The organism is Acinetobacter sp. WCHA55, assembly GCF_002165305.2.
Classification (GTDB): Bacteria; Pseudomonadota; Gammaproteobacteria; order Pseudomonadales; family Moraxellaceae; genus Acinetobacter.
Window position 1 is genome coordinate 626,582 of the sequence record NZ_CP032286.1, and the last position, 14,188, is coordinate 640,769.

Annotated in this window: 15 protein-coding genes; 4 read left to right on the plus strand and 11 right to left on the minus strand. The window is 41.4% G+C overall.

What is annotated here, in order from left to right; genetic code table 11:
• Nucleotides 1–83 precede the first annotated feature (83 nt).
• The 5 genes from CDG62_RS05835 to CDG62_RS19720 all read right to left on the minus strand — a co-directional run bounded on the left by CDG62_RS05835 (nucleotide 84) and on the right by CDG62_RS19720 (nucleotide 3,250).
• Nucleotides 84–527: a DUF2147 domain-containing protein gene (locus tag CDG62_RS05835; protein ID WP_087528250.1), complete on the minus strand. Its 444-nt coding sequence runs from the start codon at nucleotides 525–527 to the stop codon at nucleotides 84–86.
• 87 nt (nucleotides 528–614) lie between these two features.
• Nucleotides 615–1,289: an LrgB family protein gene (locus CDG62_RS05840; RefSeq protein WP_087528251.1), complete on the minus strand. Its 675-nt coding sequence runs from the start codon at nucleotides 1,287–1,289 to the stop codon at nucleotides 615–617.
• Nucleotides 1,290–1,299: 10 nt separating this feature from the next.
• On the minus strand, nucleotides 1,300–1,671 hold the full coding sequence (locus CDG62_RS05845) for a hypothetical protein (protein ID WP_087528252.1): 372 nt from the start codon (nucleotides 1,669–1,671) through the stop codon (nucleotides 1,300–1,302).
• A 43-nt stretch (nucleotides 1,672–1,714) separates the two neighbouring features.
• Nucleotides 1,715–3,046, minus strand: coding sequence for a ribosome rescue GTPase HflX (hflX, locus tag CDG62_RS05850; RefSeq protein ID WP_087528253.1), 1,332 nt, complete (start codon nucleotides 3,044–3,046; stop codon nucleotides 1,715–1,717).
• Between the two features lie 75 nt (nucleotides 3,047–3,121).
• The gene (locus tag CDG62_RS19720) at nucleotides 3,122–3,250 is read right to left on the minus strand and encodes a hypothetical protein (RefSeq protein ID WP_265936531.1); all 129 of its coding nucleotides are present in this window, start codon (nucleotides 3,248–3,250) and stop codon (nucleotides 3,122–3,124) included.
• Between the two features lie 183 nt (nucleotides 3,251–3,433).
• Here CDG62_RS19720 and CDG62_RS05855 point away from each other — a divergent pair, with 183 nt between their 5' ends.
• Nucleotides 3,434–4,258 carry a lysophospholipid acyltransferase family protein gene (locus tag CDG62_RS05855; RefSeq protein WP_162904058.1) on the plus strand — a complete coding sequence of 275 codons (825 nt, stop codon included), beginning with the start codon at nucleotides 3,434–3,436 and terminating at the stop codon, nucleotides 4,256–4,258.
• Nucleotides 4,259–4,262: 4 nt separating this feature from the next.
• Here CDG62_RS05855 and CDG62_RS05860 read toward each other — a convergent pair whose 3' ends face one another.
• Nucleotides 4,263–5,891, minus strand: coding sequence for a phospholipase D family protein (locus CDG62_RS05860; protein WP_087528255.1), 1,629 nt, complete (start codon nucleotides 5,889–5,891; stop codon nucleotides 4,263–4,265).
• 101 nt (nucleotides 5,892–5,992) lie between these two features.
• Between CDG62_RS05860 and CDG62_RS05865 the strand changes: the two genes are divergently transcribed.
• On the plus strand, nucleotides 5,993–7,003 hold the full coding sequence (locus CDG62_RS05865) for a metallophosphoesterase (protein WP_087528256.1): 1,011 nt from the start codon (nucleotides 5,993–5,995) through the stop codon (nucleotides 7,001–7,003).
• Between the two features lie 7 nt (nucleotides 7,004–7,010).
• Here the strand turns inward: CDG62_RS05865 and CDG62_RS05870 are convergent, their stop codons facing one another.
• The 3 genes from CDG62_RS05870 to trhA all read right to left on the minus strand — a co-directional run bounded on the left by CDG62_RS05870 (nucleotide 7,011) and on the right by trhA (nucleotide 9,674).
• Complete coding sequence (locus CDG62_RS05870; RefSeq protein ID WP_087528257.1) at nucleotides 7,011–7,433, minus strand: hypothetical protein; 423 nt, start codon at nucleotides 7,431–7,433, stop codon at nucleotides 7,011–7,013.
• Nucleotides 7,434–7,575: 142 nt separating this feature from the next.
• Nucleotides 7,576–8,889 (minus strand): MFS transporter, encoded by a 1,314-nt coding sequence (locus CDG62_RS05875; protein WP_087528258.1) that lies wholly within the window; start codon nucleotides 8,887–8,889, stop codon nucleotides 7,576–7,578.
• A gap of 143 nt (nucleotides 8,890–9,032) precedes the next feature.
• Nucleotides 9,033–9,674, minus strand: coding sequence for a PAQR family membrane homeostasis protein TrhA (gene trhA / locus CDG62_RS05880; protein WP_087528259.1), 642 nt, complete (start codon nucleotides 9,672–9,674; stop codon nucleotides 9,033–9,035).
• Nucleotides 9,675–9,780: 106 nt separating this feature from the next.
• Between trhA and CDG62_RS05885 the strand changes: the two genes are divergently transcribed.
• Both CDG62_RS05885 and CDG62_RS05890 read left to right on the plus strand, forming a co-directional pair.
• Complete coding sequence (locus CDG62_RS05885) at nucleotides 9,781–10,995, plus strand: class I SAM-dependent methyltransferase (protein WP_087528260.1); 1,215 nt, start codon at nucleotides 9,781–9,783, stop codon at nucleotides 10,993–10,995.
• A 59-nt stretch (nucleotides 10,996–11,054) separates the two neighbouring features.
• The gene (locus CDG62_RS05890) at nucleotides 11,055–11,489 is read left to right on the plus strand and encodes a GNAT family N-acetyltransferase (RefSeq protein ID WP_087528261.1); all 435 of its coding nucleotides are present in this window, start codon (nucleotides 11,055–11,057) and stop codon (nucleotides 11,487–11,489) included.
• Nucleotides 11,490–11,521: 32 nt separating this feature from the next.
• Here the strand turns inward: CDG62_RS05890 and CDG62_RS05895 are convergent, their stop codons facing one another.
• Together CDG62_RS05895 and CDG62_RS05900 are read right to left on the minus strand one after the other, a co-directional pair.
• Complete coding sequence (locus CDG62_RS05895; RefSeq protein WP_087528262.1) at nucleotides 11,522–11,863, minus strand: hypothetical protein; 342 nt, start codon at nucleotides 11,861–11,863, stop codon at nucleotides 11,522–11,524.
• 189 nt (nucleotides 11,864–12,052) lie between these two features.
• Nucleotides 12,053–14,185, minus strand: coding sequence for a 3-hydroxyacyl-CoA dehydrogenase NAD-binding domain-containing protein (locus CDG62_RS05900; protein ID WP_087528263.1), 2,133 nt, complete (start codon nucleotides 14,183–14,185; stop codon nucleotides 12,053–12,055).
• Nucleotides 14,186–14,188: the final 3 nt, after the last annotated feature.

The window sequence follows — 14,188 nt, forward strand, 5'->3', positions numbered from 1 at the left end:
GTGACTCAGTGATGGTCTACAATATCTAAAAGAATCTATCAAGTGATGGCGTAGACCAAGCCTGTCCAATAATAGAACTTAGATTATTCTCGAATCCAAGTTTGGCTGCGACCTAGAGCCGATATGCCCACGTATCCTCGCAAGGTTAAGCGTTTACCATTCGAACTGAGTTTTGCTTTACAGCTATAAATATTACCAGACAGCGGATCGATGATTTTTCCACCCGTGTAATTTGTATCACCGCTGTGTTTCAAACCTTTCATCACATCCATGCCTAAAATGGGCTTATTGGTATACGGCGCAGGGCAATTAATACAAGTTTCTTTTGGTGTATACCCCGGACGAGGCGTTACTTTGACGACCTTAGCGGTATATGTCCCATTTGATTCTTTACGAATATCAAGGATGGCTTTTGACGACCCAGTTTTGTCATCAATATTTTTCCAAGTGCCGCTAATATCTTCAGCGAAAGCTGTACTACCCATAACGGTTGTAGCGAATGCGATTGCAAGTGTCAATTTGCTCATGAACAAAATCCTTTTATCATTTAATCAACGACAAACTCATCTTAAGTCGATTTTTTAAACAATACAATTGTTTATGTGAGGAACATATCACATTTTTTGCAAGTATAGAATAAACAACGGTAGCCAGATTGCTGTAAACACCGCATTGACAGCCATTCCAAAGGCTGCATAACGTCCAGCAATACTTCCCCGTTGCCATGCTTGAGCTGTACCGATGGCATGAGCTGCAAGACCTAGCGCTAAGCCCGATGCTCGTTCGTCATTAATATGTTTAAGGATCAGTGGTGAAAATGCAGCACCAATTACACCGGATAAAATTACGATTAAAATAGCCAGACTCACAGGGGCTTGTAGCAGTGTTGCAATGTTAATCGCAATTGGCGTTGTGACTGCACGTGTAGCAAACGCCATAATGGTGGGGTCGGATAAATGTAGTAGATAAGCCAGTCCCATCGGCAGTCCGACCGCACTAATACTTGCAAAGACCAAAATGCCTACCACTGCTTTGAGCGGGAGATCGTCATAGCGCATAGCAGCTAATGGAATGGCTAACGCGACCGTCACATAACCGAGCAGATGGTTAAATACTGGATTTACTTGTGCCATATATTGCTCATACGGAATGTTTAACAACAATAGCAGGACAATCACAAAACACATGCCAAAAACAATCACGGGAATTTGTGGCAGTTTCTTGTTGAATGGCTTTGCTAGTAAATAGGCAACAAGGGTTAGAAAAAAACCGAAAATAATGGGAATCATGTGCCTACTCCTAAAGCCATTTCTTAGACATTTTTGCGTAAACCCACAGTGGAATGAGTGTGCTGACAAATAGCACCACTAAAAACATTGGGATTTCACTGCCTAAATGCGTCATCATCAGTAGAGAACCTGCACTGATAGGTAGAAAAGCAAAGGCACTTTCTTTCATGATTTTATTGTTGGTATCGACCAAACGTGCTGGAATTTTATGAAATTTTCTCCAACCTAAAAGGACGATTAATAAACTAATGAGTCCAATTAAATTGCCCAGTTCAGGATGTCCAAAACGTCCAGTGATCCACACAGCCACTTCACGAAAGATGATGATCAGGGCAACAGTGCCGATCCATGCTTTCCAATCAACAGTTTTTATCCATTCCATTTTATTCTGTCATTAACATTTTACTTATCACGTTTTAACCGATTTAGTTTTTGATTTCAAATTCTTCGAGTTCACGATGAAATTGTTTTGCTTTCAAACCTAAAATTTCATCAATCGGTAAATGTGCTTGTTTAATCAGTTGTTCGAGTTTATGCGGTGCAATATACACTTGTAGGTGTAGGTTGCCTTCATCATCATAATTTTCAGATTGAATTACATTTAGGGCGTACAGTTGATTACGCAATTTACCATAGGCTGGTTTGAGTCGGACATCAAAGTTTTGAATTTGTCCCATCAAGCACTCTTGTACTGCTTGGCGTAGTAGATCAAATCCTTCGCCTGTATGTGCTGAGACATAGACACGTTCGGGTACATTGGGTTCAGCGTAAATGATTTTGGCTTGTTCGCCACTTTGATCGATCTTGTTATACACTCTTAGGATTGGAATATTTGCGCCAATTTCTTTGAGCACTTTTTCAACGGCTTCAATTTGTTCCAGATGGTCTGGACTGCTCGAATCAATCACATGCAGCAGCAAACTGGCCTCTAATGTTTCCTCTAGCGTCGCTTTAAACGATTCCACTAAAGCATGCGCAAGATTACGTACAAAACCAACCGTGTCGGCTAGGACCAGCGGGCCAATACCATCCCATTCCAAACGTCTTAAGGTTGGATCTAAGGTTGCAAATAGCTGATCTGCAGCATAAACATCAGATTTGGCAAGGGTGTTAAACAGGGTTGATTTGCCTGCATTGGTATAACCAACCAAAGAAACGGTAGGAATCGCGGCTTTTTGACGTGCAGCACGCCCTTGAATACGCGTCTGACGGACTTTTTCTAATTTATCTTTAAGTTGTCCAACACGCACACGGAGTAAACGACGGTCAGTTTCGAGTTGCGTTTCACCTGGACCACGGAGTCCAATCCCGCCTTTTTGGCTATCGAGGCTAATGCCTGTACCGACCAGTCGAGAAGACAAGTGATCTAATTGAGCCAATTCGACTTGAAGTTTCCCTTCATGGGTACGGGCACGTTGTGCAAAGATATCCAGAATAAGGCGTGTACGGTCAATGACGCGGCACTTGATAATGCGACTCAGATTACGTTCCTGACTGGGTGTTAGGGCATGGTCAATAATCACCAGCGTGGCTTCAAGTTCCTCAACACGAGCAGCAATTTCTTCTGCTTTGCCTGAACCAATGAAATATTTAGCATCGGGTTTAAATCTTTGAGCGTGAACATGCTCCAGAATTTCTGCACCTGCTGACTTAGCAAGCAAACGAAATTCTTCTGCATCAAGGTCTTCCAGAATATGGATGGCAACACTGACTAAAATGGTTTTTTCGCCACCTTGCTTCTGCTCAAAATATTCCACTAAATTCGATCTCACATTGAAAACTCTAGTGTAGATGAATTTGCTGAGATTGAGCGAAATAGTTATGCCATTGCCTTACATGGTGCGAAATAAGTGAACCAAAAGCAGCAAGGTACCAAAGTATAAAATACTGAGCCCTATAATAAACTTCAGTGCCTGAACTGGATTTAACGGCGGAGCTGGAGGATTCATTTGATCGTTCATGTACGCACCATGTTTTGGTATTTCGATTGATTTATTTTAATTAATTTGCTTAAACGATTAAAATTGAAAATAATCATCTGGTCCTTCGGTTTTTATGATCAATGCAAGTTGCTCAAGATCAGTATAGAATGAGCCGAAATCAATGATTAAATGTTGAATAAAGCTGTGCCAAGTGAACCGTCTATGCAATCAAATACTGAAATAAAAACAACATCAATAAAAGGTGTCTCTAAGCTTTTTCTGTATGGCAAAAAGCTGGCTTCGGGGCTTGGCGCCGTGTCCGAAGGGTTTTATTTGGTCTATCGACATGGCTTGTATAAAGACATTAATAATCCACAAAATACCCGTTACGTGCAGTATTTCTGCCGGAGACTGTGCAAAGTGTTTAACATTGATGTGCATGTCCACGGTGATATTCCACGTAAGCCTGCACTTTGGGTCAGCAATCATATTTCGTGGTTAGATGTAGCAGTGTTAGGTTCAGGTGCACGAGTTTTCTTTTTGGCCAAGGCTGAAATTGAAAAATGGCCTGTGTTTGGCAAGCTAGCAAAAAGTGGTGGAACCTTGTTTATTCAACGTGGTTCAGGCGATTCCATCAAAATTAGAGAGCAAATAACGGAGTTTTTAAAACAAGATATTCCTGTGTTGTTTTTCCCAGAAGCGACTACGACAGATGGCTCTAAAGTGAAAAAGGTCCATGGACGTATATTAGGCGCAGCAATTGAGGCACAGCGTGATGTGCAAATTTGTTTGATTTGCTATGTGAATCAACAGGGGGGATTGGACCAAGTCTCGCCATTTATAGGTAACATTAATTTTGTCGAGCATGTTAAAAAAGTACTAGAGATGCCCCAGGTGACAGCACATTTAGTTGCGCTCCCAGCCATTTGTACCACAGGACATACCGTTGATAGTTTAACTGCACTGGTCCAACAAAAAATGGTGCAAGGTTTGGCGGATTTACATCACAACGTTTTGAAGTACCAACCCAACATGCAACCAGCTTGAAGGCTTACATAAAGCCTTCAATCGGCAGCCAAGAAATGACTTTGAGACCAGCACGTTTGAACCAATTCATTTTGGGTTCAGTGGTATAGGTTTTAGTCGAGCCATCTGCTTGTTTGATTTGCCAGTTAATGTTTTTGTTGGCATCCAGAACCAGTTTATAGGCATATTTACTCAGGTTTTGGTCCATGGTGTGGTGTACCGCTTTGGCCAGCGGTGGACTATTCAGTAAAACCCCAATTTCTGTATTTAAGTTGGCAGAGCGGGGATCAAAATTAAATGAACCAATAAAAACCTGTTTCTCATCAATAGCCATGAGTTTGGCGTGCAGACTCGAGCGGCTTAGTCCTTTAATACTGACTTTGGCTTTTTTCGAAATTTCTTCATTGTTTTCATTTAAGGCTTCGGCTGCAGGTGTAGCTAAAAACTCATAGAGTTGGACACCACTTTCCAGCAAGTCCTCGCGATATTTTCCATAGAAAGCATGAACCAACGGCACATCATTGGCTTTAAATGAGTTGGTCAGTACGCGAACTTGAATATCACTCTGTGCTAGGTTTGCCAAATGTTTTTTGCCTTTACGTTCCGGTACAAAATAGGCCGAAATAATATCAATGCTTTCCATTGGCTTTTCTAAGTAGGTTTGCAGTTGGAAGTTTAAATGTTCTTCTTTTTTCGCACGAGACTTGGTTTTACTTGGTGAGTCTTTCACGACTTCGGCTTTTACCCAATCGAATTGGATACTATCATTAAGCCAGTGTTCAAAGGCCTGTGAACGATTGGCCAGATCGAGATAATTTTGTACTGTAACTTCCTGATAGTGCTGTTCTAACTGAGTTTTTAAGCCCTCATAACGCAAGGTGTAATGGTTAGCGTTGACAATTTGACGTACTGGAAAGGCATAGTCATCATTCCAGTATTCATCAAAGGAATGCACAATTTCATCTGAGGCAGAACCAACCAACATCACATCAACATCGGAAAATTGGTAACTGTCGCTGACGTTATAATATTGATTGCTCATGTTGCGCCCACCAATCAACGAAATTTGATTATCGGCAATGAAGCTTTTGTTGTGCATCCGACGGTTGATGCGTTTTAGATTTAAGACCATATCCATCGGGCGATAGTGACGGAAGCGGTAGGGGTTATACAGTTTGATATCGATATTGGCGTGTTGATCGAGCGCTAAATAAATGCCTTCCATTTTCTTGGCATTGTTATCATCGATGAGTAAGCGAACTTTCACTCCACGATCAGCGGCTTTCAAAATAGAATAAAGGGCTAAAGAACCAATACGATCATTGTCCCAAATATAGTATTGTAGATCTAATGTCTTTTCTGCTTTATCAATGAGATGGATACGTGCGGCCAAAGCTTCGAGCGGATTATAGAGGATATGAAAGCCTGTAAGCCCCGGATTTTGTTCACGTAAAGGCAGTACAATTTTACCCAAGCTGGTTTGATCGGTTGGTAGATCAAAGGCATAGACGGGTGTCTGTGGGATCTGTTTGGGTAAGGTATTACACGCTGGGACAGTCAAAACCATACAGCTCAGCAACAACAGTTTGGCACCTTGCTGAGTAGAAGATGAGCGGAATGAAGTTTGTTTCGCTAAGCCGTAAGTTTTTTCCATTGTCATAAAGTCTATATATTTGGTTTGAGTATAATTCTGAGCTGTGAAAAGATAAACAGAAGATTATGAGTTCTTGATGAACAATTTGTGAGTAAAAGTCTATGGTCAATATACACTCCGTCGTGTTCTATTTTTATATTGCGATGACCTTGCTTGCTGGGTGGGCGGTGTATCAGGCATGGATCAGTCAAACCAATACGGAGACCATCCATCCATTTAAGGCCTTTGTGCATTTGTTGGCTTTTTATCTCTCGTATTTACTCATCCCTTTGTTTTTCTTTAGCTTATATGCAGGTTTTCAAGGCTATTATTCATGGCATGAAGCGCTTTTTGTGTTTTTGGTCAGTGGTGCTTTGTGTTATGCACGTTTCGTTGAACCGCATTTTGTGCATGTCAAAACCACTCAATATCAAATCCAAGAAGATTATAAATTACTCAAACCCGTTCGTGTTGCCTTAATTGCCGATTTACATATCGGTCTATTTTCTGGGCATGAGCGGCAACTGAAAACTATCGTCAAGCGGCTGAATGAACAAAAGCCTGATTTGGTGGTAGTTGCAGGGGATTGGACGTATGAACCTGAAAGTACACTGGCAGAAGAATTAAAAGTATTGCAAGAAATTAATGCGCCCGTCTATTCAGTCAATGGTAATCATGATGAACAATATCCAGGTCCACCGATTCAAAATTTGTTAAGACATGCTCTGAAGGTAAATAATGTGATTGATATTGAAGGTCAGATTGTTGAATTTGAAGAGTTTCGCTTGATTGGGGTCGGGGATTTGTGGGCAGGCAAGGCGGATATGCGTTTTATGCCGCATTTACCGCAGGACAAACCGTGGGTCATCCTATCGCACAATCCAGACACGGTCGATATGATACCTGCTTTACCTAGCCGTCCTTTAATGCTTTCAGGTCATACGCATGGTGGTCAAGTTGAGTTGCCATGGCTCACAGACTATGTAATGAAAAAAGTGTCTATATTAGGACACAAAAAAGGCTTGTACCGACATGAACATGCGGATGTATTTGTCACGGTTGGAACAGGCATGGTAGGGGTGCCGTTTCGGTTTCGTGTACCACCGACTATCGATATTATTGAACTGATTTAAGTTGGGTTTAGAACCAATAAAAAATAAAACTTAAAACCAAAATGACCACAGCCAAGATGATCCAAAGGTTGTGGTTTTTTGTATGGAGTGCTTGCAAGTCTTGCATGGTATCGAGGTCATTCACTGTTGTGCTATGCGGGCTTTGAGGCTGTTGTTGTGTAAAGCTCCGTCCTTCAGATACAAGGGAGCTGTGGTGTCTTAATTCAGCGGTTGATATGCGTGGTTGTTGATGTCGTTTATGGCGATACATGCTTTTTAGTGCAGCATCATGCCGTTTCGTGAGTTCAGTCACGATTTCTTGAGCATCATCGTATTGAAAAGCGGTATGTGTGGCGATGTATTGAATGGCTTGAATAATTTTATTTTCTTCAACTAATACGATGACATCAAGGAGTTGTTCATTGGTGAGTTGTTGTATTTTTTCATCCATTTTTAGGCCCTATTCATCTGTATTTCTCTCTATTTTTGAAGTAAAACGACAGATTTTAAATATGGTTTTTGTAGCGTTTGTTAAAGAATCAGTATAAAAAAACCAGCATCATTGTGCTGGTTTTTAGGCATCAAATTCAGGGTTAAATTTGATTGTTTACATCATCATTTTTGGTTTCACGGATCATTAAAAATGCACATAATGACAGAAGCGATGCCGCCGTGAGGTAGTAACCCACTGCGTGTAAACCGTAGGTGGTTGCAAGCTTGGTGGCAATGAGAGGTGCAAATGATGCTCCGAAGATCCCAGCAAGGTTAAAGGTCAGTGCTGAGCCCGTATAGCGAACGGATATTGGAAAAATTTCAGAGAGCACAGTGCCAATTGGTCCATAGGTTAAACCCATGATGGATAAACCAATACACAGGAACAAGAACACAATAAGAGTACTGCCTGATTCTAACATGCTTGAGAATACTAAACCAAATAACGCCGCAGCAACACAGACTGCAATAGACGTGGTTTTACGACCAAATTTTTCCGCAAAAACGGCTGACAATGGGATGAATGCAGCAAAGCAGAGGGTTGCGACCAGTTGAAGTTGTAAGAACTGTTCGCGGGTATAACCTAGCTGTTTGGTACCCCATTGTAAAGCAAATACCGTCGTGAGGTAGAACACCACAAAGGTACAAATGGCTGCAATCGTACCTAAAATCAACATGCCCCAGTGTTTGGTGATCACTTCTTTAAATGGAATGTTAACTTCTTTTTGCTTGTCTAAAACTTTCTGGAACGCAGGAGTTTCATGAAGTTGTAAACGAATCCATAGGCCTACAATTACTAGTAATGCACTTGAGATAAAAGGAATACGCCAGCCCCATGTCATAAACGCTTCTTCAGTCATAAAATGACCCAACGTTAAGAATGAACCTGTTGCCAAGATAAAGCCAATTGGTGCGCCTAGTTGGGGAAACATGCCATACCAAGCACGTTTACCTTCAGGTGCATTTTCTGTGGCAAGCAATACTGCACCCGACCATTCACCACCTAAGCCGAGACCTTGACCTAAACGACACAGCGCAAGCAGTAAGGGTGCGGCAATTCCAATTTGCGCATAAGTGGGCAATAAGCCGATACATACGGTTGAAAGTCCCATGGTCAGCAAAGCTGCAACCAAGGTCGCCTTTCGGCCGATACGATCACCTAAATGTCCAAAGAGTGCAGCGCCAATCGGGCGTGCAATAAAAGCAATGGCGAAGGTTGCCAAAGACTGAATAGTTGCAGTCATTGGATCGGTACTTGCTGGAAAGAACAGGTACGGAAAAATAATGACAGCTGCAGTGGCATAAATATAAAAATCGAAGAATTCGATAGTTGTACCTACCAGACTGGCTGTAAGTACGCGGAATTTTGAGTTTACAGGCTGCTGTTCAGCAACAGCAGTATTTAATGACGCCATGGTAGACCTTACACTTAAAAAATAGTCGAACTGAGTTTTAAAAGCGTCATCTTTTTAAAAAAGGCGTAATTTTTTAAAAAAATACGAATGTTCCTCGGACAGACTACGGAATTAGGGTTGCTAAAAAATGTAGTGTGCGCGGGTTATATCACGTAAAGATAGATGGACAGGAAATGTGATCCTGCACCAATCAATACAAAAATATGCCAGATAGCGTGGGTATATCTTACCTTTTTTAGTGCATAAAACAATGCACCGATGGTATAGGAAAGTCCACCAATGATTAAAAAAGTCAAAGCTGGTTTAGATAAAAAGCGTTGCATATCATCCATTACCAGCACAGCCAGCCAACCCATAAGCAGATAAGCAATCAGTGAAATTTTTTCAAAGCGATGAATGAAAACTAACTTGAATAGTGTACCAATGAGCGCAATCACCCAAAGTGCAATGAGTAGGTAATGGGCTTTTTGCGTGGGTAATGCGATAGACAAAAATGGGGTGTAGGTGCCTGCAATCAGATAATAAATGGCAGTGTGATCTAATTTTTTATACCAGCCGCGACGCTCTGGAGATTCCGCAAAATGATATAAGCTTGATGCGGCGAACAATAAAAATAAGCTCAAAGCATAGACCCACAGCCCGATCCACTGCGCTGTTTCTAAGTAAGAACCTTTGATAATCAATAAAATACCCGCTATGAGTGCAAGAGCTGCACCAATAGCATGGCTAATAAAATTGATTCTTTCTTCAACTGGATCGTAGTTTACAACAGGGTGAGCGCTCATAAGTCATGTGCATTTTTATAAAATATACAACTGTATCGTAATTCAAATTTGCATTTAGCGTAAGACGCTTTAAAATTTAATCGCAATTCTTTTTTTGGTTTCTATTATGACCGTTTCGGTATCGTCCTCTGCACAAGAGCAGCAATTCCTTCAAGCCTTCCAGCAAGCGCTTGAATCTCAAAGTTTTGATCGGATGATTCTAAGTCAATATCAGGGTGAACTTGAGCAACTCGAGAAGATGACTTTTCGAGTTGTCATGTTGCAAGGACAGCCTGTATTAAGCTGTTTATATCGCCATAAAACCCAAGATGTCACTAAAAATTATTCATTAGACACAGCACTTGAAACGGTAACTACGCTTTTGGCACAATGTAAACAAGCTAATTTGATGACGACTGAACAAGAGTTGCAACTGAAAAAGAACAAAAAAAAGGCCATGCTGACGCAAAGTAAAAATAAAACGGTAGCCACAGCTGTTGAGCAGAAAGGCCATGACCGTGTCAAACAGCGTTTTGTCGATCAAGACAGTTATTTCTTACAGCCACTGGGGATTACCGATGCAAAAGCGCAAATCATTCCCAGTATGGCGCGTAAGTGGAAGCAGATTAATAAATTTGTAGAAATTTTCTCAGGGGCATTAAATCATATCCAACTGCCTGAACAACTGCGTGTGGTCGACTTTGGTTCTGGAAAGGGCTACTTAACCTTTGCTTTGTATGATTATTTGCTGAAGCAAGATCTGAACCCTTTTGTGACTGGGGTTGAGCTCAACAGCAAGATGGTGGAGTTCTGTCAGGAGGTTGCGAACAAGTCGGATTTTCAGCAGCTTGATTTTTTTCAGGGCGATGTTCGGACGTACCAACCTGAACGCCTCGATGTGATGATTGCGCTGCATGCATGTGATGTCGCGACTGACTTTGCGATTCATACGGGCATTCGTTTAAATGCAAAAATGATCATGTGCGCGCCGTGTTGTCATAAAGAATTACGTCCACAACTGAAAGCGCCGATCGTGTTACAACCCATGTTGCAATTTGGCATTCATGCGGGACAGCAAGCCGAAATGTTGACAGATACTATTCGTGCCTTGTTACTCAAAGCTTATGGTTATGAAACCAAAGTGTTTGAGTTTGTAGCACTTGAGCATACCAGCAAGAACAAAATGATTTTGGCAACCAAGCGTAAGGATTATCAAGCGCCCGATGTTACTGTCTTGGCACAAATTCAAGCCTTGAAAGAGATGTATGGTATTCAAAAGCATTCACTGGAATTACTGTTGAATAATCAATGGGATCAGCAAGACGTAGGGTGTAAATGCTGATCTGAACATCACTTTTTAGTGCAATGATCAATACAAAGATGATTTATAGGGAAATAAAAATGCCAAGCTTGAGAATTACGCATGGAACATGGGATGAGTTGCAACAGGCTGCGAAGATGATTCGTGAGCAGGTCTTTATCCAAGAGCAAAACATTGCTGCTGAAGATGAATGGGATGAGCAAGATGAAATCGCAGTTCATTTTGTGGTCTATGAGCAAGATCAAGCCATCGCCACCGCACGACTTTTGCAAAATCATAGTATTGGTCGTGTTGCAGTTTTGGAGTCCCATTGCGGTTTGGGCGTAGGCAAAGTCCTGATGCAGGCAGTGATAGCATATGCACAACAGCAACAACGTCCATTTTTAGTCTTATCCTCTCAAGTGCATGCACAAGCGTTTTATCAGGCTCTGGGCTTTATGCAAGAGGGTGAGGAGTATTTAGATTGTGGCATTCCGCATATCCATATGCGTTTATCATCTATAAAAAAGCCCTGATTTTTCAGGGCTTCTTTATTAGTCACAACATATTAGTGACCATGTTCAGTTGACATTTTCGCATGTTCATCGGCACTCATGCCGTGATCATCAGTGGTTGCATGTTCTGTCGTATCTTCAGAGGCTACTTGAGCTCTTGCTTCACGCGCTTCTTTATCCGCTTGCGCTTTAGCCATCGCTTCTTCAGACATCGCAGGCGCATTTTTAAAGGCATGTTGTTGAGAGTTTTGCTGTGTTTGCTGACTTGGCATATAGTCAGGCTCATTGGTGATCGCAAGGTAGAAGATACCTAAGAAAATTCCACTTAAAATGAAAGCAATAATCAGTGCTTTCCAACCCCATGGTGATTTTTCAGGAGAAGTATTGTCAGTCATGTGCAACAGCCCAATTGAATAAAAATAAATCTAAAACTATGTAACTTTATAACACAAAAAACTGCGTCAGGCTTGAAAAGTATGCACTAAAATAAGTCAAAATTAGATGCTGAATCAGCAGGTTAATTTTGTTATGTGCTGAGAGCGTAAAAAAAGGGATTTGCTGATCCCTTTTTTAAGATTGAAGTTTTAGCGAATCCGACCCGATGGCTCCGATTCAATCAGACGTTGTGGTGCTTTAAAACGCTCACCGTATTTCGCTTCAAGTTCATTGCTACGTTGTACAGCTTGTCCTAAACCATATTGATTTAAAAACTGAATTGCACCACCTGTCCACTGCGCAAAACCAATCCCAAAAATCGAACCGATATTGGCATCAATCACCGACTCTAGGACGTTCTCTTCATAACAACGCAAGGTATCTAGCGCTTGCACAAACAGGAAACGGTCAATCATTTCTTGTTCAGAAATATCTACATCTTTTTTCCAATGGTTCAAACCCTCCCAAAGATGCTTTTTACCATCCTCTGGATAATCGTAGAACCCTGCACCAGCAGCTTTTCCTTTGCGGTTAAAGGTATGAATCATGGTTTCAATCACATCATCTGCACCTGAATGAGGCAAGTCTTTACCTTCGGCCTGCAGTGCCTTACGCGTTTCATTGGCAACATGTTCAGAAAGTGTTAATGCAACTTCATCTTGAATGGCTAATGGGCCAACGGGCATGCCTGCTTTGAGTGCTGCCATTTCAATACGTGCTGGGTGTACACCTTCATGCAGTAAACGTAAACCTTCCTGAACAAAAGTGCCAAATACACGACTGGTAAAGAAGCCACGACTATCATTGACAACAATCGGAATTTTGCTAATTTGCTGTACATAGTCATAAGCTTTAGCCAAAGTTTCAGCAGAAGTGTTTTTACCTTTAATGATTTCAACCAATTGCATTTTATCGACTGGACTAAAGAAATGCAGACCAATGAAGTTTGCTTGATCTTTCGATGCATTTGCCAAACCTGTAATCGGTAATGTAGAAGTGTTTGAAGCCATCACTCCACCAGAGATAAGGAATGCTTCAGCTTCTTGAGTAACTTTCGCTTTGAGCTCTTGATTTTCAAATACTGCTTCAATGATTAAATCACAGCCTTTTAAATCCTCGGCAGATGCCGTAGCTGTAATCAAACTTAAAACCTGATCACGCTTTTCAGCGGTCATACGACCTTGTGATACCTTTTTATCTAGTAATTTTTGGCTATAGGCTTTGCCTTTTTCTGCATTTTCAACAGAAACATCTTTGAGTACAACGGGAATACCTTTAATTGCTGTTGAATAAGCAATCCCAGCACCCATCATCCCTGCGCCAAGCACACCGACTTTAGTGGTTTGCCATTTCGGAATCTCTTTAGGGCGACTTGCACCTGCTTTAATAGCATTCAGCCCATGCCAAAAAGTACCGATCATATTTTTTGAAATTTGACCTGTCGCTAGATAGGTAAAATAACGAGATTCAATAGTCAGTGCCGTGTCCACATCAACTTGCGCACCTTCCACCGCAGCCGCCATGATCGCTTCAGGTGCAGGATAGCAACCTTTGGTTTTATCACGGAGCATTGCTGGGGCAATCGCCAGCATTTGCGCAACCGCAGGTGTTTTAGGATCGCCACCTGGAATTTTATAGCCTTTAACATCAAAAGGTTGTTGTGATTTTGGATTGGCTTTAACCCAAGCAATCGCCTTATCCATCAACTCTTCAGTTGTTTCCGCAGTATCTTGAATTAAACCAAGAGATTTTGCTTTATCTACACCAAACTGCTTACCTTCCATTAAGAATGGAAAAGCATTTTGTAAACCTAAAAGGCGTACCATACGTACAATGCCACCACCACCTGGCAGTAGACCTAACGTTACTTCCGGCAAGCCAAACTTCGTTTTAGGATCATTCAATGCAATACGTGCATGACAACCTAAGGCAATTTCCCAACCGCCACCTAAAGCTGTACCGTTCAATGCTGCAACCACAGGAACACCTAAAGTTTCGATATAACGAAACTCTGCTTTCATTTTCTGAATCATTTCAAAAAATGGGGTGGCATCTTCCAAACGTGCTTGGATCAATTCATCCAAATCACCGCCTGCAAAGAAGGTTTTTTTTGCTGAACGGAAAATAATCCCTGTAATCGATGTTTCAGATTTCAGTTTAGAAACAATGTTTTCTAAAGCTACACGGAAATCTGCATTCATGGTATTTGCTGATTGATTCGGAGAATCAAAAGTTAGAATAATAATGCCATCGTCATTTTTTAAATATTGAATTGCGCTCATTAT